This is a genomic window from Bacillus cereus group sp. Bc061 (assembly GCF_027715825.1).
Classification (GTDB): Bacteria; Bacillota; Bacilli; order Bacillales; family Bacillaceae_G; genus Bacillus_A; species Bacillus_A paranthracis.
In genome coordinates this window covers 18,544-40,616 of sequence record NZ_JAQFTZ010000017.1, presented here as the reverse complement: position 1 = coordinate 40,616, position 22,073 = coordinate 18,544, and the positions used below count along the sequence as shown (strand labels likewise).

Sequence of the window (22,073 nt, the reverse complement as noted above, 5' to 3'; positions counted from 1 at the left end):
CTACATTCGTTATGTATATAGAACGGTTATATTCGAAGGCTAGTGAAAATAAATTAATGATACTACCTCTTATTTTACATGAAGTTTTCTAGTCATTCACTCTTTTCCTATTTCCAATCCAAAAAGAAAAAGCATCCTTTTTCAAGGATGCTTTTTCAATCACATGTAATTAAGACTCAAATTGATAAAGTGGTGTACTTAAATAACGTTCACCATTACTTGGGATAATAACAAGTACCTTTTTCCCTTTACCTAACTTTTTCGCAACTTCTGTCGCTGCATAAATAACTGCTCCTGAAGAAATCCCAACTAAAATACCTTCCTCTTTAGCCACTCTTCTTGCGTATTCGAACGCTTGCTCTGTTTTCACTTGAATGATTTCATCATATACTTCTACATCCAATGTTTCTGGAACAAATCCAGCCCCAATTCCTTGGATTTTATGTGGACCTGGTTTTCCACCAGATAATACTGGTGAATCCGCAGGTTCTACTGCATAAATTTTAATATCTTTATATGCTTCCTTCAGCACTTCACCAGCACCAGTAATCGTTCCACCTGTACCAATACCTGCAATAAATGCATCTAATTGATCACCCATTTGCTCAACAATTTCTGGACCTGTTGTTAAACGATGAATTTCTGGATTTGATTGATTTTTGAACTGTTGCGGTATAAAGTAGCCATGTTCTTTTGCTAATTCAGTCGCTTGACGAATTGCTCCGCCCATTCCTTCAGGCCCTGGAGTCAATACTAATTCAGCGCCATAAGCACGTAATAAATTGCGACGCTCAACGCTCATTGTTTCTGGCATTACTAAAATTGCCTTATATCCTTTAGCAGCTGCTACCATCGCTAAACCAATTCCTGTGTTACCACTTGTCGGCTCAATGATTGTATCGCCTTCTTTTAATAATCCTTTTTTCTCAGCATCTTCAATCATAGCTAATGCGATACGATCTTTAACGCTGCTCCCCGGATTCATAAATTCTAATTTTAAGTATATATCTGCGCTGTCTGATTCTACGATGCGGTTCAACTTAACGATCGGCGTTTTCCCGATTAATTCTGAAACTGATTGTGCCACTCGCATTCCTGTCACTCCTAACACCGAGTATTTTTATTGGTTTTGTCTATATTTAGATTTTGTCAGAAAATTCCCTGTTTGTCAATGTATATAGAGGGTAAATTCCCTTATTACAAATTCTCAATTAAATTTGTAATATCTTCTTTAGAGAACTTGTATCGCTCATTACAGAAATGACAATGAACTTCTGTTTCTTCTTCTTCTTCACGAACTTGCTCTAACTCCGTTTTACCTAAACTAATTAACACACTCTCGATACGTTCGCGTGAGCATGTGCAATTAAATTGAACATCCATCGTTTCTAATACTTTTACCTTATCTTCTCCAAGGACTGCATACAGTAACTCTTCTGGAGAAAGCCCTTGTTCGATCAATGTTGATACAGGAGGAATCTTCTGCAAACGCTCTTCAATGAATGAAATTGTCTCTTCCTGTGCACCCGGCATAATTTGAAGGATAAATCCACCTGCCGCTAATATGCTATCGTCTCCATTTACAAGGACACCAACACCTACAGAAGAAGGCGTCTGCTCAGAAACTGCAAAATAATACGTGAAGTCTTCTCCTAATTCTCCTGAAACAATTGGAGATTGACCAATAAACGGCTCACGCATACCAATATCTTTAATTACCGTTACAAATCCTTCAGTACCTACCGCTTGATATACACGTAATTTCCCTTGTTCTGTTCCTTCAAAGTCAACATGTGGATTCGTTACATAACCACGTACATCTCCATTTGCATGAGCATCTACTAAGATAGGACCAATCGGACCATTTCCTTCTACCTTAATTGTTAGCTTTTGGTCACCTTTTAACATTGCCCCCATCATTGTACCTGCAGTTAAAGAACGACCAAGTGCCGCTGAAGCTGTTCTCCATGTATCATGACGTCTTTGCGCCTCGCTTACCGTGTTTGTAGTACGTACACTATACGCACGCACTTCCCCATCAAATGCTAACGCTTTTACTAAATAATCTTTCATACTTATTTATTCACCTTTCTCATGCTGTAAATTTGCATTACGCTCGTATAACATATACAAACCTTTTAATGTTAAGAATGGATCTACAACATCAATTACATTCGATTCTTCTGAAATTAATTTCGCTAATCCACCTGTTGCAATAACTTTTGGTTCTTGTTTAGCTTCCTCTTTCATGCGCTTAACAATACCTTCCACTTGTCCAACATAACCATAAAGAATACCGGATTGCATCGCACTTACCGTATTCTTCCCAACTACACTGCTTGGTTTTGTAATTTCAATACGAGGAAGTTTTGCCGCTCTACTATATAAAGCCTCTGCTGAAATCATAATTCCTGGTGTAATAACTCCACCCATATAATGCTTTTCTTCGTTAATATAACAATATGTAGTAGCCGTACCAAAATCGACAATAATAAGCGGACTTCCATATAAGTGGATTCCTGCTACTGCATTTACGATTCGATCCGCACCTACTTCTCGTGGATTTTCATATTTAATATTTAGCCCCGTTTTTATTCCAGGACCTACTACAAGCGGCTTAATTTTAAAATACTTTTCACACATGCGCTCTAAAGCAAACATAATTGGTGGTACGACTGAAGACACGATAATACCTTTCACATCTTCAAACGAAAGACCCTCATGCTCAAGCAACTGTTTTACAAGCATTCCATATTCATCTTCTGTCTTATGACGATCCGTTTCCATGCGCCAATGTTGACGAAGTTCCCCCTCTTCAAACACGCCCAGTACAGCATTTGTGTTCCCTACATCCAATACAAAAATCATATTCTCACCACTTATCTTATTTAATCTATATTTGTGCAGTATGTATAAAACTTATAAAAACATCATATCACACATACTTATATAATCAGCTTTTCTATCCTCATCATTTTACAAAAAGATTACTCCCTATTTCAATTTTTAGTACCAGATTTATTTAAATTCTTTTTCTACTTAGTTCCCTTCTACAAATAAAAAAGGAGTGACTATCGTCACTCCTTCATCTCTTCTTACTTATCTTCTGATTCTTCATCGTCCTTCTTCATGTTGATGTTTACTTTCACATCAGCTGAAGATGTTGAACGTTCTGGCAATCTGCCATAGTCACATAAATGATTGATTTGCTCTGCATCTAACGTTTCTACTTCAAGTAACGTTTTCGCAATAAGATCTAGTTTATCACGATTGTCAGTAAGAATTTGTTTTGCACGAGCATAACATTCTTTCATAATCGTTTGCATTTCCATATCGATTTCGTGTGCAATCGCATCACTATAGTTTTGTTCTGAATGGAAGTCTCTTCCTAAGAACACTTGACCACCTTGTGAGCTACCAAATTGCATTGGTCCAAGCTTATCACTCATACCAAATTCCGTTACCATACGTCTTGCAATACCAGTCGCACGTTGGAAGTCATTATGAGCACCTGTACTTACTTCACCAAATACAATCTCTTCAGCTACTCGACCACCAAGTAAACCAGTGATTTTATCAAGTAACTCTGGTTTTGTCATGAAGTAACGATCTTCTTTTGGAAGCATTACTGCATATCCACCAGCTTGACCACGAGGGACAATTGTTACTTTATGAACGACATCAGCTTCATCAAGGACAACACCAATTACAGTGTGGCCCGCTTCATGGAAAGCAACGATATTACGTTCTTTTTCAGAGATAACACGACTTTTCTTAGCCGGACCTGCAATAACACGATCCGTCGCTTCATCAATGTCACTCATATCAATTTTCTTCTTATCTTGACGCGCAGCTACTAAAGCAGCTTCGTTTAATAAGTTTTCAAGATCGGCACCAGAGAATCCTGGTGTACGAGTTGCAATTGCTCTTAAGTTGATATTCTCATCAAGCGGTTTATTACGAGCATGCACTTTCAGTACAGCTTCACGGCCATTTACATCTGGACGATCTACTGTAATTTGACGGTCAAAACGACCTGGACGTAATAATGCTGGGTCAAGAATATCAGGACGGTTTGTCGCAGCGATGATAATAATACCTTCGTTGGCACCGAATCCATCCATTTCAACAAGCAATTGGTTTAACGTTTGTTCACGCTCATCATGGCCACCACCAAGACCAGCGCCACGTTGACGTCCTACCGCATCAATTTCATCAATGAAAATGATGCAAGGAGCATTTTTCTTTGCGTTTTCGAATAAATCACGTACACGTGATGCACCGACACCGACGAACATCTCTACGAAATCAGAACCACTGATAGAGAAGAACGGAACGCCTGCCTCACCCGCAACGGCACGTGCTAGTAAAGTTTTACCTGTACCTGGAGGTCCCACTAATAGAACACCCTTCGGAATACGGGCACCAACTTCAGCAAACTTACGAGGATCTTTCAAGAATTCAACTACCTCAACAAGCTCTTGTTTCTCTTCATCTGCTCCAGCAACATCTCTGAAACGAACTTTTTTCTTTTCGTCATTATATAACTTCGCCTTACTTTTCCCGAAGTTCATAACACGGCTACCGCCGCCCTGAGCTTGGTTTAATAAGAAGAAGAATAAAATGAAGATAATGACAAACGGGATGATAGAAGTAAAGAAGGTTACCCAAGCACTTGTTTCTTCTGCTGGTTGATACTTAACTTCAGCACCTTGCGCTTTATCATTAATTTTCTTTTGTAATTCCTCAGTATTTGGTGCATAAGTAACAAATTGTTCTCCCTGGCTAGAGTTATTAAATTGTCCTTTTACTTCAAACACACCATTTTTCGGTTGAAGCTGCACATTACGCACTTCACCTTTTTCTAGTTTAGTAATGAATTTATCGTAGCTAACTGATGTCGTTTTTTGTGTCGAACCATTAAAATAGCTCACGATTCCAATTACTACTAGGAATATCAGTAAATAAAAGATGGTATTACGGAAGATACGATTCATTCCTAACCTCCTCTCACGGCATAAACACTATAGTAAATCGTAACATAGAAAAACTTTCCTATACAATTGTGACGCCTGTATTTAATTAATTTGAGTAAACGCTTGGTTTTAATACTCCTACATAAGGAAGATTACGGTATTGCTCTTTATAATCTAATCCATATCCTACAACAAATTCATGCGGTACAGTAAACCCAACATAATCCGCTTTCAAATCTACCTTACGGCCTGTTGGTTTATCTAATAACGTAACGATTTTTACAGACTTCGCTTTACGATATTTAAATAGGTCTACTAAGTAACTTAGTGTAAGACCGCTATCAATAATATCTTCAACGATTAAAATATCGCGACCTTCTACAGAAGTATCAAGGTCTTTTAAAATTTTCACTTCGCCTGTTGAAACAGTTGAGTGACCGTAACTAGATACAGCCATAAAATCCATTTCAAGATATGTATCTGTTCTCTTTAATAAATCTGCCATAAATGGCATTGCACCCTTTAGTACACCAATCGCAAGAGGTACTGTGTTTTTATAGTCCTCTGCAATAATTGCGCCTAATTCGAGCACCTTTTCTTGTATTTGCTCTTCAGAAATTAATACTTTTTCGATATCTTGATTCATCATTTCATTATCCTCCCGGAAGACTCCTTGCTTTTGTAGTGAATAATCATATATTTATCCTTCTTTGCTGCCTCTTTCGAGATAGCAAATGCAGATCGCTTCAACAAGGGTAACCAAATAACATTCCCACTTGCATCACAAACGACCGGCCATTCTTCTCTTTTTTCTCTCGGTACTTTTGCTTCGATAAAAATAGCTTTTATCTTTTTGGTGCCATTCATACCTTGTATTGACATGCGATCTCCATTTTTTCTAGACCGAATACGAAGTGGATATGATATATCATTATACTTAGCAACAAATACTGTTTCATTCATGTCACTTGGTATATCTTCGCTCACCTCTGTTACAAGTTTATCCCCGTTCGATAGCGTAATTGTCCCGGGCACTGATAAATCTTGTAAGAAAGGAGAAACAATTTCTTGTTTAAATCCAAAGCTACACTCCTCGTATGCGCGAACAATTTTCAAATCACCTGGGAAATCAAGTGAACCCGAAGGTTGTGTCCGCTTAAAAAACTCAATCACTTTGTCAATATGTATAGAGGAAAGAGAAGATGGAATCTTATATTCATAAAGATAGTTTAATATTAGTTGAATCCCTCTTCTTTGTAAAGGCATAGACATGGATTCAAAGGCAGGAATTGATAAGCTAATTTGTTTATCACTTTTTTTTGTAATTACTTTATTCATTTTCTCAAAAGCTAATTCCTGCAAATACGCCTCATCCTCTTGCATCTGCATGCTAAATTTTTGGAATTTCTCATGCACTTGTGGGTTTTCTTCTTTCAAATGAGGAAGAACATATTTACGTAATCGATTCCTTGTATATACTTCCTTTTTATTACTTGGATCTATACGAGGAATTATTTTCAGCTTATTACAGTAATCAACAATTTCTTCCTTTGTTACTCCAAGTAACGGCCTAATTAAATATCCATTATGAAAAGGACGCTTCACTGCAATTCCTGCATATCCTTTCGGAGTACTCCCTCGTACAAGACGCATTAAAATCGTCTCTACTTGGTCATCACCATGATGTCCAATGGCTACATATCTCGCATCATATTTCTTCATTATTCTTTCCAAAAATGCATATCTGCATTCTCTAGCAGCAACCTGTGCATTCATCCCGTATTGCTGTTGATATTGCGACACATTAATTCTTATCGTTTCGCAAATAACTCCCAGTCCTTTACAAAGGTCCTGCACAAACTGTAGGTCCTCATGAGATTCATCACCTCTAAACATGTGATCCACATGCGCCACTACAATTTCAAACTGTTTTGCCGCTCTTTTTTCTAACAAATAATATAGAAGAGCCAAAGAGTCAGGACCACCAGAAACCCCTACAACAATTGTTGAGCGTTCCTTTAATACATCATGCTGCTTTACAAAGTCATCTACCTTTTCAACAAATGTATCTTTCAACTTCGTAATCACCTTTCATTAAACAAGAACAGCAACGTTAGTTACCTTGTTTATAATGGTACAACTTTTACAAACATTGTGCAAAAAAAAGATATACAAAAATTACATTTTTATCTTACATCATCCGTATATATTCACAAAAATAATAACATTATCTTTTAAAGCAAAAAAACCTAGGTATTCACCTAGGTTTTTAGAAAGAAACATTACACTTCAAGTTTCACTTTATTGCGCTTGCATTCCTACAATTGGAATGGTAGCCCACTTCGGCATATTTTTCTTCACTTTCGCTACTACAATAGTCATATCATCATTTATATAACCATCGCCAGATCGAATCACCTCTTCCATAATGATATCAGCAATTTCTTGCGGATCTTCAGTTTGTAACTCTTTAATTTTCCGCTTCATCCATAACTCGTGATTCTCCACATGCTGCGCGCCCTCAAAAATCCCATCACTCATCATAATAAGAATATCACCTGTTTTTAATTGCTCACCCACTACATCAACTTCAACATCCTCGATAATTCCCATTGGTAAATTACTTGCTTCAATTTTCAAAATATTATTTGCGCGTTTAACAAAACTCGGCGTCGATCCAATCTTTAAAAACTTCGCACTCGCATCCCGTAAATCTACCATAGCTAAATCTAACGTCGTAAACATCTCTTCTGTTGTTCTTAAAGAAAGAATAGAGTTAATAGACTTAATCGCTATTTCTTCATCAATACCTGATTGAAGTATTTTTTGTAATAATTTCACCGTTTCTTTACTCTCCATATGAGCTCTTTGCCCATTTCCCATACCATCACTAATTGCAAGGGCATATTTCCCAACACTTAAATCCATCATCGCATAAGAATCACCCGAAACAAACCCACCGCCTTTCGCGGCTGTGGCCAAGCCGGTATCAAGGGAATACGTTTTTGCTGAACCAAATGATATTAAACTGTGCCCATTCGGATAAGAAGATTTTTCTTCATGTTTCACAACTATGTTTTCCTTCAGGATATCAGAAAGCATTGGTGCAACTAATTTTTCACACTCTCCATGTTCATTAGATGCAACTGGAATCAACATTTCAATATCAATACTTCCTCTATCTAAACAATAAATATCAACATGCTCTATTTCTACACCAAAATCACGAAACGCTTGCAGAATCTGTTCTTCCTGTACTTGATGATTTTCCCTTTCTCTTTGTATCTCCTTAGCAAAATCCTCCATAACTTTTGATACACCTAACAATTGCTCCGCTACTATTCTACGATTTTCTTTCATTTGTTTTCGTAATTTTTGTCCCTCATAGAAGTGATCTAATTCACCCGCTACTAAATCCGTCACTTTCTTGCCTCTTACGCAATGCTTGTCCCATTCACGAACTAACTTCCGATTATGCTGCAGAGTTCCTTCTTCCGTTTCACTCATTATTTGTTTCATATAATCATACGTTTTATCGAAATTAACTACCCAGCATTGGTCCTTTTTAAAGCATGTTTGACATGTTTTTGCAGTAATTGTACTTAAGAACAAATCTGCCTCTGTCTCTTTATCTTCCTCCTCCACATATCCATATACAGAAAAGCTATTAGATAAAGCAGCAAATACATTGGCAAATTGATTGATTTTATTCGCTGTAACATCACGCATTCTTCTTAAATACTGTTGTTGATCTTGCGAATGCTCCTGTGTGCCTGGCATAAATTTAGCAATACGATCCATAACAAGTTTCGGTGTTAATAAAAAGAAAGCAATCGCCACACCAGATTCAATTAAAGTTGTCACAATGTTTGTTTGCTTGTCTACATATAGCGTAATCAAGCTTGTCCCAATTAATAAACCTAAACTAACACCTAAGCGTTTCCCTTCTTTTAACAAACCACCAAGCAATCCAGAAAAAGCAAGCAGACTAAGTTGGGACAAACTAGAGACATTTGCTAAGCTTAATATTAACCCAGTGACGACCCCTACTGTAGATCCTGTAGCCGCTCCTGCGATAAACGCAAACACAAGCACTAAATACCTAGTAAAAATATGTTGAATAGAAGCGTCATATATGAACCAATCTGTTGTACCAGTTAAAACAGATGCTAGTAATATAATTAAACAAACAATTTCTTCTGTCTCTAACGCTTGTTGTTTCCCTTTTCTTTCTACTAAAAGCGGGACACTTTGTAAAAATATCATAGTTAATACGAAGCTAAGCCCTGCCTCAATCGTACTAACGAGTAAATCGTACATGGTAATAGTTTGTTGTGCAAAATATACGACAACTAAATGTGCAGTTAATGCGGAGATAAATACTTGGAATGGTACAAGTCCAACAGTTTTACGTGTAAACCGACTAAAGAAGATATTATAAATGAAGAAAGTAAAAATAGATGCAAAGGTAAAGAATAAATTATCTATCGAAACTGAAAGTGCGCCCCCCATTAGGGCCAAGAATGCGAGCGGCATTTTATCCCGCTTCATAACATAAACAGCAGCAAAAAACGGTAGTGCAAACGGTAAAATGTTTGTTAATATATATGCTCGTCCCAAAAGAAAACCAATAACAACAATAATGAATCCCCATCTAAAGAAAACTTGCTCAAACTTCATTCGCAACTTACTCGTCCACTTTACTCCTCCAAGCTGACCTTCATTCATTGCCAATGCACTTGTATTCATAGTATTCCTTCCTGCTTTAGGCATATTTTTAACACCACCTGCATAGTTTAATTACTGTCATTATAAAAGATGATTATTGGGATTTTTGTCAAAACAACAGTTTTCACTTTTATAATCGTTCGACTTTTTATTCGAAATAACTCTACATATATACACAGTATGTATTTTATTTTTAACATTTTAATCGAACATTCAGAAAATATAGGGTGATTTTGTAGAAGTGTTGTATGTCTTAATTTATTTAACAAAAAAAGATCATGCGCATTTGCATGATCTTTTTAGATGACCCGTACGGGATTCGAACCCGTGTTACCGCCGTGAAAGGGCGGTGTCTTAACCACTTGACCAACGGGCCGTTAAATTAAATATAGCGGCGGAGGGGATCGAACCCCCGACCTCACGGGTATGAACCGTACGCTCTAGCCAGCTGAGCTACACCGCCATGTCGTCTTATTTAACGGACAATTAGTATCTTACCTCAGATATAATTTAAAGTCAACACATCTTGAAAACTTTTTTAAAAATATATTTTCACATATAAAAAAGCACCCTGAGCAATCGCCCTGGGCACCTCTCTATATTCTAAGAATTAAACGTTCTTATTATCCGCGACGTGCGCCACGGCCACCACGTTTAGATTCAGTGTTACGCTTTAAAGAAGTTAAACGATCTTCGCTATCCTTTAAGAAACGTGCCATCTTTTGCTCGAATGTTTCTTTTGGAGCACGGTCGTTACCGCCACCACGGTTATCTCTGTTGAAAGAACGATTACGTTGTGGACGTCCAGAACGTTGTTGATCACCACCGCGTTGGTATTCACCACGTGGACGATCTCCTTCTGTTTTTTCACGCTCTTTCGCTTTTTTAATAGATAGACCAATCTTACCATCTTTTTCAACGTTAATAACTTTTACTTCTACTTGGTCGCCCACTTTTAAGTGATCGTTAATATCTTTCACATAATTATCAGCAACTTCACTAATATGAACAAGACCCGTTAAGCCTTCTGGCAGCTCCACAAAAGCCCCAAAATTTGTAATACCTGTTACTTTACCCTGTAACTTGCTGCCTACCTCGATTGACATAAAAAAAATGCTCCTCCTTAGTGGTTAAAAAGTCAAATTTTACTTTATTATATATAATCCTAAAATATAGTGTCAATAAGACATACTCTACTTAGAAACAGGAAAAATTATCTCCCCTTTTCCAGAGAAGAAATAATCCCTTCTAGCAATCTTTAATACGTACTCTTCATCATTTAACTTTTGAACTTCGTCTTTTAGACTCTTTTCTTTGTTCGTTAATGAATCCAGTTCTTTTTTCATGTCCTTAACTTTTGCTTCTTTTGCTTTAATGGAACTGTTTTGTTGATAAAACGTTACACTAATACTCGCAATAATTGTAAAAGCAAAGACAAGAAAAACCGCTAAACGGCGATAAAGTCGCTTCCTGTTCTCATCCGTTTGTATTATATGCTCTTTAACAGGATTTGGACTCTGTTTTTCGATTGTTCTTTGTCTCAGTTCCCTCATTTCCGAGGTCCCCCTAACTTCTTTTTTATACGCTCCCATAATTGGAAGATATGTCCCTTCAATTTTGCTATATATTGCAGGAACCCTACATGCTTCATTATAAAAAGTTTAACACGATTAGGGAGAAGTTTCCATATGAGCAAAGCAATAAATCGAACAGGCCAGAAAAAAACTTTCCATATGAAAAGTAATATCCAAATCACCATTTTCCATAACACATGTCCAATTGAAAGCAGTATACGAAATAAGAATAATATAAATGCAATAAATAGCTGCGCTATAATAATAACAGGTTTTATCATGAGTAGCTGTATAATTTGAACAAAAAAGTGTGTTGTTTGCACAAAAATATAGATGAGAAAATTTAACAGTCTCATGTATATTGCTTTCAACATGCTTTGATATGCCGCAAAACCACATAATAATGCTAAAAATACATATATACGTAGTTCAGCTTCATTTACAAGAAGTAATACGTAAAAAACGAATAATGCTTGGACAATCCAAAATAGTATATCATGTATAAATACAATCCAACGCTTACGTTCTTGACGTTTTAAAAATCGTTGGTATGTATCTAAAGACGCTCCAATCCAAGCACCCATTCCGATCATTGAGAGCATCGTATACAACTGAATTGTTAGACTCATTTAAACAACTTACTAAAGAAGCCTTTAGTTTTCTCCCCTTGATTCTCATCAATATACAGCATCTCATGAACTTTCCCTTTAATCGATACAACACCTTTTTCTACATCTAAATTTTTCATTTGCAAATTTTGACCGCGAATTGTTAAAAAGCCCATTACGGTCTCAAGTAAAAACTCTTCGCTATCAAAACTCTCTACCTGCTTTACACCGGTAATATCAATTACACGTCTGCCACGCATAATAATATCATGCTCTACAGAAACATTTTGTTGATTAGAAGACATAGGTGAGTAACCATTATTCACGTAAATCCCCCCATACATTTATACTAGCTAATAGTAATGTATGAAGGGATAATCAATTTTAGAACAAGCCTTCTTCGGCCTTTACTTTTTCTTCACGAACTAAGCTATACATATTTGCTGCATCTTCTTTTTTAGTCGTTTCTTTCAATTCATTTATTTTTACAGTTACTATTTTTTGACCAAAACGAATTGTTAATTCATCAGCTACTTTTACATCTGAACTTGCTTTTGCCACTTGACCATTAATGGATATTCTTCCTTGATCAGCTACTTCTTTCGCCAATGTTCTTCTTTTAATTAAACGTGATACTTTTAAAAACTTATCTAGACGCATATTAAATCCCCCTATTAACGCTCTGTTTGTTTTGCCTCTTCCCAGAAAATATCTAACTGCTCTAATGATAAATCTTGCATCTCTTTCTTCATTTCAGCTACCTTTGCTTCCATGTATAAAAAACGACTGACGAATTTCTCATTTGTTGAACGTAACGCTTCTTCTGGATCTATTTTATAATGACGAGCTATATTAACAAACGCAAATAGTAAATCGCCAAATTCACTTAACATCTTCGCCTCATCCATGTTTGTAACTTCTTGTTGGAACTCTTGCCATTCTTCTAAGGCTTTCTCTATCATCGGCTGTACATCAACCCAATCGAAACCAACCTTACCAGCTTTTTTCTGGATTTCATAAGCGCGTAGTAACTGCGGCAAACTTTTTGGAACCCCATTTAAAACAGATTCTTTTACAAACCCTTTTTCTTGTTTTTTAATTTCTTCCCAATTGGCAATTACTTCATCGGCATTATTTACATCCGTATTCCCAAATACATGCGGATGACGACGAACCATTTTCTCAGATAAAGTTCGAATAATATCATCTATAGAGAACCAACCTTCGTCCTCTCCGATTTGGGCATGAAGCATAACTTGTAATAATACATCACCCAGTTCTTCTACTAAGTGATCATCATCCTCTTCATCAATTGCTTCTAATACTTCATAAGCTTCCTCAATTAAATATTTCTTTAAAGATTGATGTGTTTGCTTTTTATCCCATGGACAGCCATTCGGGCCACGAAGATCTGCAATAATTTCTCTAAGCACATCAAACTGTTGATACAAGGATGCACGTTCCTGAACTGGTGGTATGTACACACTCGTTAAATTATTCAACTCCGTTTCATGATCTAACATGTACAACGGCACCTTTTTCACTTGCTCAAATGAAGTCCCTGCAGCTGTTACGATATACACTTCATAATCATCTGGCAGCATCTCCATTAATGTTAATTTCACATCTGATGCAACGAATGCGTCATATACCTGGCAAAAGATTAAGTGTTGACGTAATTCTAATTGTCCTCTTTCAAATGATGTAGCGTCAATTAATTGGAATCCTTCAATCGGATCAATCTTAAGACTTGCAAACATAGGATCAAGGAAACTTTGCCCACCTTCAATTCGCACTTCAATATTCGCTACTTCACTTTTTTCCAATAGTAGCTGAACCGTTCTTTCCGCTACAAGTGGATGCCCTGGAACAGCATAGATGATTTCTGCACCTTCAGCTTGTTTTAGCAATGTATTCGCAATTGTTTCATATACAATTTCAAATGTATCATGTGCTTCATATACATTGTCAAAAGCAGTATATCGTATACCTTCTTTCTCTAACTCTTCTATAACGGGATGTTCCTTCGTTCTAACAAACATGTGATCTGCTTCTTTTATTTTTCTATATACACCCATCGTTAACTGATCTAATTCACCAGCACCTAATCCTAAAATAGTAATGATTCCACTCACAACCTGTCACCTCTATCCACTCTTCTTCAATGAACCTTCTTTTTTCTCTTTTTTCATAACAGTTCCTATTTCTGTTTTTGTAAATACACGTAATTTTAAAATGAAAAACATATATGCCAATCCGCCGATGGCTACACCTAACAACGCCTCAAGTGTTGCAACACCTCTATGACTTGTATCCATTACTAATCCAGACATTTGCAATACACGCATAAACATTATTAGTACAAATCCCATACCGATACCACTAATAACTATACCTAACATATTCCGTTTGTCGATAAGCGATTCGGATACAGCTCGCATAAGTAATACACTATTTAGTATAGAAATTACAATTAACGCAACTAGCGTCGCAATTGCAGCTCCCTTCACACTAAAATATGGCATTAATATATAATTTAAAGCTAACTTTAAACAACCGCCAAATATAACGAATATTGCTGGTTTTAATGTTTGTCCTAACCCTTGCAAAATAGAAGCAGTTGTAATCGACAATGAACTAAATAAAATAGATAAAGATAAAATAGATAAAACATCTGACCCATCACTATTTTCAAACAACATAATATTCGTAGGTTGGATAATACAAGTTAATCCAATGGCTGCTGCAAATCCGATAACAAATGTTATTTTCATCGCTAACCTTACCTTTTCTCGAATAAAGGTAAGATCCCCTCTTTCCTTCGCTGCTGTAATAATTGGAATAAGCGACAACGAGAAGGAAGTTGTCACGACAGTACCCAATTGCATAAGCGGGATACTTCTGTCATAAACACCTTTTAACACCTTTGCACTTTCAACTGGCTCTCCCGCTCCAATAAGTAGAGAATAGAAAGAAATAGAATCAGCCATTTGTATAAAAATAAGCACTAAGTTACTAACACAAATCGCTAACCCCTGCCAAAACAGGATTTTTATAATCTTCTTTTTCCCTTTAATCCTCTTTACACTTTTGAAGAATATAGAACGAAAGTCATGACGCATATAAAGTATAAGTACGATAATCCCAATCAATCCACCTGCGATTGAACCGAGCATAGCACCTGCACCAACTGTATATAAATCAAATTCGTGAGCAATTAGGAATAGAGATAAAAATACAATAATAGAAACACGAATCGTTTGTTCTATCACTTGCGAAACAGCTGTTGGCATCATATTATTGAATCCCTGGAAATATCCTCTTGCTACAGATAAAAACGGCATCAATATGAATGAAAAGGAAATAACGCGTAATAGCTTATCTAAGTGTATATCGCCCATAGCTATCGCAATTGCTTCGGCACCAAAGAACAATGTAAAAAATCCTATGAAACCAATCCCTAATAAAAACCAAAAAGATACACAAATAATTTCCTCTGCTTCTTGTTTTTTCCCTCGCTCTAATCGTTCCGCAACCATTTTTGAAATTATAATAGGGAACCCATAAGTAGCTAAAATTAAACAAAATCCATAAAATGGATAAATTTGTTGGTAAATATAAAAACCAACGTCACCCGCTATATTTTGATATGGAATACGGTAAAAGGCGCTTAATACCTTTGTAACAAAACTTGCGATTGTTAATATAATAGCCCCACGCCAAAAGGCTTGATACTTCTTCGATTCCATGCAAGAAAACTCCTTTTTCTATTCTCACCCCTCGTATTATATCATAAAGAAAAGGACAAGCTTCCTTACCTACACAAGTAAGAATACGTTCGTGCAACGTTAGAAATATTCAATGAAAAAAGGTAGCAAAGCGCTACCTTCATTCAATATACATATATCTCCAAATAATTGATTTCTCAAGAAGAAATATCATAATTAGGAAAGATTGCTACTTCTAAAATCATACACCTTTACTGTTCCATTTGTTTCGCTAAGAAACTGGCAGCAGTATTGACCGCCTTGTGCTCTATTTCGCTTATAATCGCTTCTTTTGAAAAAATAATGACAGCCCCAATTGGGTCTCCATTTGCAACAATCGGCCCAACTGTATAAGAATGAACCTTTTCTGTTACACCATCAATAATGGAAATATCACTTTCGTCCGTCATAATAACAGACTTTCTTTCTTCCATCGTTTTTTCAATTAGATCGCCAACGCTTTTATTTAAGTATTCTTTTTTTGATACACCTGATACTGCGATAATAGAATCTCGATCACATACAAGCACATTATGTCCTAAGCTATCATATAAAGCATCTGCATATTCTTTTGCAAAATCACCTAGCTCGCTAATTGGAGAATATTTCTTTAAAATTACTTCTCCATCGCGATCTACAAATATTTCTAGTGGGTCCCCTTCTCGAATACGTAAAGTTCTACGAATTTCCTTCGGGATTACTACCCTACCTAAATCATCAATTCGACGTACGATTCCAGTTGCTTTCATTCTAATGCTGCCTCACTTTCTACTGATGATGAAAGTGGTGAATTTACCTGTTCATGTAAAAATCACCAACTGTTAGACATAGTATTTTACACATTAGTTCTTCTATGCACGTCGAATTGCATTTTTTTATCTAATATTAGGCATTTATGACTTCTTTTTTTACATCTGGCAAGCCTTTTAATAAATTTTCAGCAATTGTTAACCACTTCGATGTCTCTAAGCCATTTGTTTTCATGACGATTTTCAATTGTGATCCTTCCATTCCTAGACCGATCATTCGTCCAAAACTATTTCCAAGCATGAATAATTTTCCGCCATCAATGTTTTGACTCGCTTGTTCTGAGAACAGAATTGTTACTTCAAATTTATTTTGCTTAATTAATTCAATTTGTTCTTTCATTGCTAATACTTTAATATTTGCGATTTGCAATAAGTAACCAACTTCTTGCGGGTAATCACCAAATCTATCTATCATCTCTTCCTGCAACTCTTCAATATCCTCAATTGCAGAAACACCTCTAAACTGTTTATACATCATAATTTTTTGTTTACTATCAGAAATATAAGCATCCGGTAAATATGCATCTACTTCTAAATCAATTTCAACATTAACTGTATTTTCAACTCCGTCTGTTCCTCTACGCTGTTCAATTGCATCTTTTAACATTTGAGAATATAAATCAAATCCGACAGAATCAATAAATCCATGTTGTTCGGCTCCTAACAAGTTACCAGCACCACGAATTGATAAATCTCGCATCGCAATTTTGAAACCAGATCCAAGCTCTGTGAACTCCTTAATGGCTTGCAGGCGCTTCTCCGCAACTTCCGATAACACTTTATCCCGTTTGTATGCAAAGTAAGCATATGCAACACGATTAGAACGTCCAACACGCCCACGAAGCTGATACAACTGCGATAATCCCATACGATCTGCATCAAATACAATTAATGTATTTACATTTGGAATATCTACACCCGTCTCAATAATCGTTGTACTTACAAGAACATCATGCTGTCCTTCTAAAAACGATAGCATAACAGACTCTAATTCACTCTCGTTCATTTTCCCATGTGCATAAGTTACACGCGCATCTGGAACTAACATCGAAATTTCATCTGCTTTTCGTTCGATATCCTCTACACGATTATATAGGAAGTAAACTTGACCACCTCTTGCAAGCTCCCGTTCTATCGCTTCTCGCATTAATGCTGGATTATACTCTACTACATATGTTTGAACCGGGAAACGATTTTCCGGCGGCGTCTCAATAACGGATAAATCACGCACACCAAGCATAGACATATGGAGCGTACGCGGAATCGGAGTTGCCGTTAATGTTAATACGTCAACATTTGCTTTTAATTGTTTAATTTTTTCTTTATGCGTTACGCCAAATCTTTGTTCTTCATCAATAATGAGAAGACCTAAATCTTTATAAGTAACATCTTTAGATAAAATACGATGCGTTCCGATTACAATATCTACCGTGCCATCTTTTAAACCTTTAATGGTTTCATTTTGCTGCTTTCTCGTACGGAATCTACTTAATAACCCTATATTGATTGGATAATCTTGAAAACGCTCTCGAATTGTTTCATAGTGTTGTTGTGCAAGGATCGTTGTCGGCACTAAAATTGCAACTTGTTTTTCATCCATAATTGCTTTAAACGCCGCACGAATAGCTACTTCCGTCTTTCCATATCCTACATCACCACAAAGAAGCCTATCCATTGGACGTCCGCGTTCCATATCCTTTTTAATCTCTTCAATAGAACGCAATTGATCCTCTGTCTCTTGATACGGGAAAGACGACTCAAATTCTTGCTGTTCTGCTGTATCTGGTGTATATGCATAACCCTTTGAAGCTTCGCGCTCAGCATATAGTTTAATTAGGTCATCCGCAATGTCTTGTACAGATTTTTCAACTTTCGTTTTGACCTTCTTCCAATCATTTCCACCCAGTTTATAAACTTTCGGATCCTTACCTTCAGATCCTACATATTTTTGCACTTGGTCAATTTGTTCAATTGGAACGTATAACTTATCATTACCTTGATATTTAATGTTTAGATAATCTTTATGAACACCGTTAATCTCTAATGTCTCAATACCTAAGAATTTACCTATACCATGATTTACATGAACTACATAATCCCCAACTTTTAATTCCGAATAACTTTTAATACGTTCAGCATTCGATAACTTTTGCTTACGTTGTGATTTTTTAACTTTCTTATGAAAAAGCTCTTTTTCAGTAATGACAACAAGCTTTTGCATCGGCATTTCAAATCCTGCATGCAAATCACCTACAGCAATTTGTAACCTTCCAGGCAACAATATATCTGTGCCCTCTACAATATCTGCCTCAATATCATAATCACTTAAAATATGTTGTAGTTTTTTCACACGTTCATCATCTGTACCTAGCACAACAGTCGTAAAATGCCCTTCGTTCCATCTATCAATTTCAGTTTTCAACAACTGCATCTGCCCATGGAAATCTTGCATTGTTTTACATGTCACATTCACAATGTTTTGCGGATGTGTATGTGCTATATGACGTAAGAATAACGTTAAATATACAAAACTTCTTTTTTTATGATGAAGAAATTCTTCAAACGAATGAGAGAAAGATAAATCTTGAATGATTGTTCCCTCACCGAGAAGGGATATATACCATTCCGCCTCTTCCGTTTCAAGATGTGATGCTGTTTCTTGAATACGTGAAATCTCATCTAGAATCACAACACCATCTTCTGGTAAATAATCTATCAGACTAGCAGGTTCATTATAGAAAATAGATAAATATTTAAACATCTGTTCTATACTTTGCCCGTTTTTTAACATCTCAATTTCATGACTTACCGTCTCAAGCACTGTAGTCTTCAACTTATCATCAGAAAGTTTTTGCATCGTCTTAGTCAGACCTTCTTCAAGATGTTTAATTCCTGATTTCAATTCTTCCTGCGAAAATAAAAACTCTGTTGCTGGACCAAATCTAACACTTTCTTTTTTATCTTGAGAGCGCTGTTCATCCACATCAAATAATCGAATAGAATCGACTTCTGTATCGAAAAATTCAATACGAAATGGTAACTCTTCAGTTAGTGGATATATATCTAATATTCCCCCACGCAAACTAAATTCTCCAGGAGCTTCTACCATAGACTTACGCTCATAGCCAATATGATGTAAGGTATGCAAAAATGTATCTAAATCAATCTCTTGCCCTAGACTGATTTCGATTTGCCTTTGCTTCCACAACTCTTTCATTGGTAAAAATCTGCGTAGTCCTGCAACTGGTGCTACAATAATCCCATGCTCTCCTGCAGCTAAGCGATTTAACACTTCAATACGTTGCGCCTTCAATTCTGGGCTTGCAACACCAAGTTCTGATGCTATCAATTCATTTACTGGATATAGCCATACATCTTTTTCACCAAGTAACGCCACTAAATCTTCATGTACTTTTTGTGCTTGATATAAATTATGCGTCACAATAAGTTGTGATTTTTTTGTTTTTTTATATAAGGCCGCCATTAATAACGAACGAGAAGAGGTTGCCATACCTGATACAAGTTGCTCTTTTAAACCATCTTCTAATCCATTAATGACCGATTGGATCTCTTCATTTTTATAAAATTGCTCTAATAAACCTATCATTTTCAAAACCCCTCTCAACATAAAGAGCAAGCCACTATATTTTATGCAAATATTTCGGAAAAAGAAAACAGAAAAATGCTTTGGACATGCCAAAGCGACAACATTTTATTGCAGAAATTTTTCATATTCATAATACTCAGGATAAGATGCGAGCGTTTCTTGACACAATTCACAAATCGTTTTTATATATATATTTCCATTCTCATGAAAATGAATCATTTCTACTACTTCTTGCTCTGTTAGTTGAAATAAAACGTCGCTATATACTTTTTCTGCGGTAACGGAGCCTACATTACTCCCGCAATGTCTGCAATAATAATACCCTTCCATACTAGCCTCCTAAAAATCCAATTACTGCTAGTATGGGTAAAAATAAAATAAAATATTCCCAATCGTACTCTTAACTATTGAAAGTATTCATAATTTGAAGAAAAGGTTTATTTAACCATTCTTCACATGCATCTGCTGCTTTTTCAATAGAATGATTTACATCAGGAATCTCTTCTGATGTAAAACGTCCTAATACGTAATCTACTACCTTCATTCCATTTTTCGGACGATCGATTCCCATGCGGATACGTTGAAACTCTTGTGTTCCTAAATGTGAAATTGTTGATTTCACACCATTATGTCCACCCGCACTGCCTTTCATACGAAGGCGTAATTTACCTACAGGGATGTCTAAATCATCGTACAGAACAACGAAGTCCTCTACATCAATTTTATAGTAATCCATTAACGGACGAATACTTTCCCCAGATAAATTCATATATGTAAGTGGCTTTAATAAGATTACTTTTTCTCCATTAACAAATCCTGCACCAAATACTCCTTTAAACTTTTGTTCGTTCAAAGAAATATTCCAACGCTTTGCAAGTTCATCAATCGCCATAAATCCAATATTATGCCTTGTTAATTCATATTCTCTACCTGGGTTCCCAAGTCCTACTATCAATTTCATTCTTGTACCACTACTTTCTTTTTTCGATACGAAAAGACGTAACCAATCTTGGTTACGTCTCATTCTATCCAATTAATTGAATAATACACTTACAGATTCTTCTTCGTATACACGAATGATTGCTTCTCCGATTAGCGGAGCAACTGAAAGTTCATGTACTTTGTCGATTTTCTTCTCTTCTGGTAATACGATAGAGTTCGTTACAACTAACTCTTTAATATTTGAGTTTTGGATACGCTCAATTGCTGGACCAGATAATACTGGGTGTGTACAGCAAGCATATACTTCAGAAGCACCGTTCTCAACAAGAGCGTTTGCTGCTAATGTAATTGTACCAGCTGTATCAATGATGTCATCAATTAAAATTGCCGTTTTACCTTCAATATTACCGATAATGTTCATTACCTCAGATACGTTCGGACGAGGGCGACGCTTATCAATAATAGCGATTGGTGCTTTTAGGCGATCTGCCATTTTTCTAGCACGAGTTACTCCACCGTGGTCAGGTGACACGATTACGATATCTTTAAGACCTTTTGTTTCAAAGTAATCTGAAAGAATCGGTACACCCATTAGGTGGTCGATTGGGATATCAAAGAACCCTTGAATTTGTGGAGCATGTAAATCTAGAGTGATTACACGAGTTGCACCTGCTGTTTCAAGCAAGTTTGCTACAAGTTTCGATGTAATTGGTTCACGAGAACGCGCTTTACGGTCTTGACGCGCATAACCATAGTAAGGAATAACAATATTAATTGTTTTTGCAGATGCACGCTTTAATGCATCGATCATAATAAGTAATTCCATGATATGTTCGTTTACTGGGAAGCTTGTAGATTGAATAATGAATACATCGCAACCACGGATACTTTCTTCAATGTTAATTTGAACTTCTCCATCACTAAAACGATCAACAGAACATTTTCCTAGTCCTACTCCAATGTGCTTTGCAATTTGCTCAGCAAGTTCCTTATTAGAGTTTAAAGAGAATACTTTCAAATTAGAATTTAGATATTGAGTCGACATCTAGATTAACCCTCCAC

The 22,073-nt window shown here is 36.3% G+C and carries 19 protein-coding genes and 2 tRNA genes; all 21 read right to left on the bottom strand.

Features of this window, described 5'->3' with window-relative positions:
• Positions 1–169: 169 nt before the first annotated feature.
• Positions 170–1,093, bottom strand: a complete 924-nt coding sequence (cysK, locus tag PDQ40_RS27025) for a cysteine synthase A (RefSeq protein ID WP_001261709.1) — start codon at positions 1,091–1,093, stop codon at positions 170–172.
• Positions 1,094–1,197: 104 nt separating this feature from the next.
• A complete protein-coding gene (gene hslO / locus PDQ40_RS27020; protein WP_000656366.1) occupies positions 1,198–2,073 on the bottom strand; it encodes a redox-regulated molecular chaperone HslO in 876 nt (291 codons plus the stop codon).
• Between the two features lie 6 nt (positions 2,074–2,079).
• A complete protein-coding gene (locus PDQ40_RS27015) occupies positions 2,080–2,868 on the bottom strand; it encodes a type III pantothenate kinase (protein WP_000578367.1) in 789 nt (262 codons plus the stop codon).
• 227 nt (positions 2,869–3,095) lie between these two features.
• Positions 3,096–4,997, bottom strand: coding sequence for an ATP-dependent zinc metalloprotease FtsH (ftsH, locus tag PDQ40_RS27010; RefSeq protein ID WP_001079660.1), 1,902 nt, complete (start codon positions 4,995–4,997; stop codon positions 3,096–3,098).
• An 85-nt stretch (positions 4,998–5,082) separates the two neighbouring features.
• The gene (gene hpt / locus PDQ40_RS27005; protein ID WP_000981838.1) at positions 5,083–5,625 is read right to left on the bottom strand and encodes a hypoxanthine phosphoribosyltransferase; all 543 of its coding nucleotides are present in this window, start codon (positions 5,623–5,625) and stop codon (positions 5,083–5,085) included.
• Positions 5,622–7,052, bottom strand: a complete 1,431-nt coding sequence (gene tilS / locus PDQ40_RS27000) for a tRNA lysidine(34) synthetase TilS (protein ID WP_270691750.1) — start codon at positions 7,050–7,052, stop codon at positions 5,622–5,624. The genes hpt and tilS overlap by 4 nt, the downstream gene beginning before the upstream one ends.
• Positions 7,053–7,277: 225 nt before the next feature.
• Positions 7,278–9,749, bottom strand: coding sequence for a stage II sporulation protein E (gene spoIIE, locus PDQ40_RS26995; RefSeq protein ID WP_270691749.1), 2,472 nt, complete (start codon positions 9,747–9,749; stop codon positions 7,278–7,280).
• A gap of 259 nt (positions 9,750–10,008) precedes the next feature.
• A tRNA-Glu gene (locus PDQ40_RS26990) sits at positions 10,009–10,080 on the bottom strand.
• Positions 10,081–10,093: 13 nt separating this feature from the next.
• Positions 10,094–10,167 (bottom strand) — tRNA-Met (locus tag PDQ40_RS26985).
• Between the two features lie 160 nt (positions 10,168–10,327).
• Positions 10,328–10,810 carry a S1 domain-containing RNA-binding protein gene (locus tag PDQ40_RS26980; protein WP_000021452.1) on the bottom strand — a complete coding sequence of 161 codons (483 nt, stop codon included), beginning with the start codon at positions 10,808–10,810 and terminating at the stop codon, positions 10,328–10,330.
• An 87-nt stretch (positions 10,811–10,897) separates the two neighbouring features.
• Positions 10,898–11,257, bottom strand: a complete 360-nt coding sequence (gene divIC, locus PDQ40_RS26975) for a cell division protein DivIC (RefSeq protein WP_001208736.1) — start codon at positions 11,255–11,257, stop codon at positions 10,898–10,900.
• A complete protein-coding gene (gene yabQ / locus PDQ40_RS26970; RefSeq protein WP_270691748.1) occupies positions 11,254–11,907 on the bottom strand; it encodes a spore cortex biosynthesis protein YabQ in 654 nt (217 codons plus the stop codon). The genes divIC and yabQ overlap by 4 nt, the downstream gene beginning before the upstream one ends.
• Positions 11,904–12,212, bottom strand: coding sequence for a sporulation protein YabP (gene yabP, locus PDQ40_RS26965; protein WP_001059101.1), 309 nt, complete (start codon positions 12,210–12,212; stop codon positions 11,904–11,906). The genes yabQ and yabP overlap by 4 nt, the downstream gene beginning before the upstream one ends.
• Before the next feature lie 58 nt (positions 12,213–12,270).
• A complete protein-coding gene (locus tag PDQ40_RS26960; protein WP_001234876.1) occupies positions 12,271–12,546 on the bottom strand; it encodes an RNA-binding S4 domain-containing protein in 276 nt (91 codons plus the stop codon).
• Between the two features lie 14 nt (positions 12,547–12,560).
• Positions 12,561–14,021, bottom strand: a complete 1,461-nt coding sequence (mazG, locus tag PDQ40_RS26955) for a nucleoside triphosphate pyrophosphohydrolase (protein WP_000014266.1) — start codon at positions 14,019–14,021, stop codon at positions 12,561–12,563.
• A gap of 12 nt (positions 14,022–14,033) precedes the next feature.
• Positions 14,034–15,635, bottom strand: a complete 1,602-nt coding sequence (locus tag PDQ40_RS26950; protein ID WP_000444157.1) for a putative polysaccharide biosynthesis protein — start codon at positions 15,633–15,635, stop codon at positions 14,034–14,036.
• Positions 15,636–15,865: 230 nt separating this feature from the next.
• Entirely contained in the window at positions 15,866–16,402 is a 537-nt protein-coding gene (gene spoVT / locus PDQ40_RS26945) for a stage V sporulation protein T (RefSeq protein ID WP_000648302.1), read from the bottom strand.
• Positions 16,403–16,538: 136 nt separating this feature from the next.
• Positions 16,539–20,069, bottom strand: coding sequence for a transcription-repair coupling factor (gene mfd / locus PDQ40_RS26940; protein ID WP_000579716.1), 3,531 nt, complete (start codon positions 20,067–20,069; stop codon positions 16,539–16,541).
• Between the two features lie 105 nt (positions 20,070–20,174).
• A complete protein-coding gene (locus PDQ40_RS26935) occupies positions 20,175–20,399 on the bottom strand; it encodes an anti-sigma-F factor Fin (protein WP_000399440.1) in 225 nt (74 codons plus the stop codon).
• 70 nt (positions 20,400–20,469) lie between these two features.
• Positions 20,470–21,030, bottom strand: coding sequence for an aminoacyl-tRNA hydrolase (gene pth, locus PDQ40_RS26930; RefSeq protein ID WP_001979768.1), 561 nt, complete (start codon positions 21,028–21,030; stop codon positions 20,470–20,472).
• Positions 21,031–21,102: 72 nt separating this feature from the next.
• Positions 21,103–22,056 carry a ribose-phosphate diphosphokinase gene (locus PDQ40_RS26925; protein WP_000107420.1) on the bottom strand — a complete coding sequence of 318 codons (954 nt, stop codon included), beginning with the start codon at positions 22,054–22,056 and terminating at the stop codon, positions 21,103–21,105.
• Positions 22,057–22,073 lie beyond the last annotated feature (17 nt).

Bases quoted from the DNA above. Each gene is read 5' to 3' on its own strand.
- cysK (WP_001261709.1), bottom strand. From the start codon at position 1,093: ATGCGAGTGGCACAATCAGTTTCAGAATTAATCGGGAAAACGCCGATC.
- hslO (WP_000656366.1), bottom strand. From the start codon at position 2,073: ATGAAAGATTATTTAGTAAAAGCGTTAGCATTTGATGGGGAAGTGCGT.
- PDQ40_RS27015 (WP_000578367.1), bottom strand. From the start codon at position 2,868: ATGATTTTTGTATTGGATGTAGGGAACACAAATGCTGTACTGGGCGTG.
- ftsH (WP_001079660.1), bottom strand. From the start codon at position 4,997: ATGAATCGTATCTTCCGTAATACCATCTTTTATTTACTGATATTCCTA.
- hpt (WP_000981838.1), bottom strand. From the start codon at position 5,625: ATGATGAATCAAGATATCGAAAAAGTATTAATTTCTGAAGAGCAAATA.
- spoIIE (WP_270691749.1), bottom strand. From the start codon at position 9,749: ATGCCTAAAGCAGGAAGGAATACTATGAATACAAGTGCATTGGCAATG.
- PDQ40_RS26980 (WP_000021452.1), bottom strand. From the start codon at position 10,810: ATGTCAATCGAGGTAGGCAGCAAGTTACAGGGTAAAGTAACAGGTATT.
- divIC (WP_001208736.1), bottom strand. From the start codon at position 11,257: ATGAGGGAACTGAGACAAAGAACAATCGAAAAACAGAGTCCAAATCCT.
- yabQ (WP_270691748.1), bottom strand. From the start codon at position 11,907: ATGAGTCTAACAATTCAGTTGTATACGATGCTCTCAATGATCGGAATG.
- PDQ40_RS26960 (WP_001234876.1), bottom strand. From the start codon at position 12,546: ATGCGTCTAGATAAGTTTTTAAAAGTATCACGTTTAATTAAAAGAAGA.
- PDQ40_RS26950 (WP_000444157.1), bottom strand. From the start codon at position 15,635: ATGGAATCGAAGAAGTATCAAGCCTTTTGGCGTGGGGCTATTATATTA.
- spoVT (WP_000648302.1), bottom strand. From the start codon at position 16,402: ATGAAAGCAACTGGAATCGTACGTCGAATTGATGATTTAGGTAGGGTA.
- mfd (WP_000579716.1), bottom strand. From the start codon at position 20,069: ATGATAGGTTTATTAGAGCAATTTTATAAAAATGAAGAGATCCAATCG.
- PDQ40_RS26935 (WP_000399440.1), bottom strand. From the start codon at position 20,399: ATGGAAGGGTATTATTATTGCAGACATTGCGGGAGTAATGTAGGCTCC.
- pth (WP_001979768.1), bottom strand. From the start codon at position 21,030: ATGAAATTGATAGTAGGACTTGGGAACCCAGGTAGAGAATATGAATTA.
- PDQ40_RS26925 (WP_000107420.1), bottom strand. From the start codon at position 22,056: ATGTCGACTCAATATCTAAATTCTAATTTGAAAGTATTCTCTTTAAAC.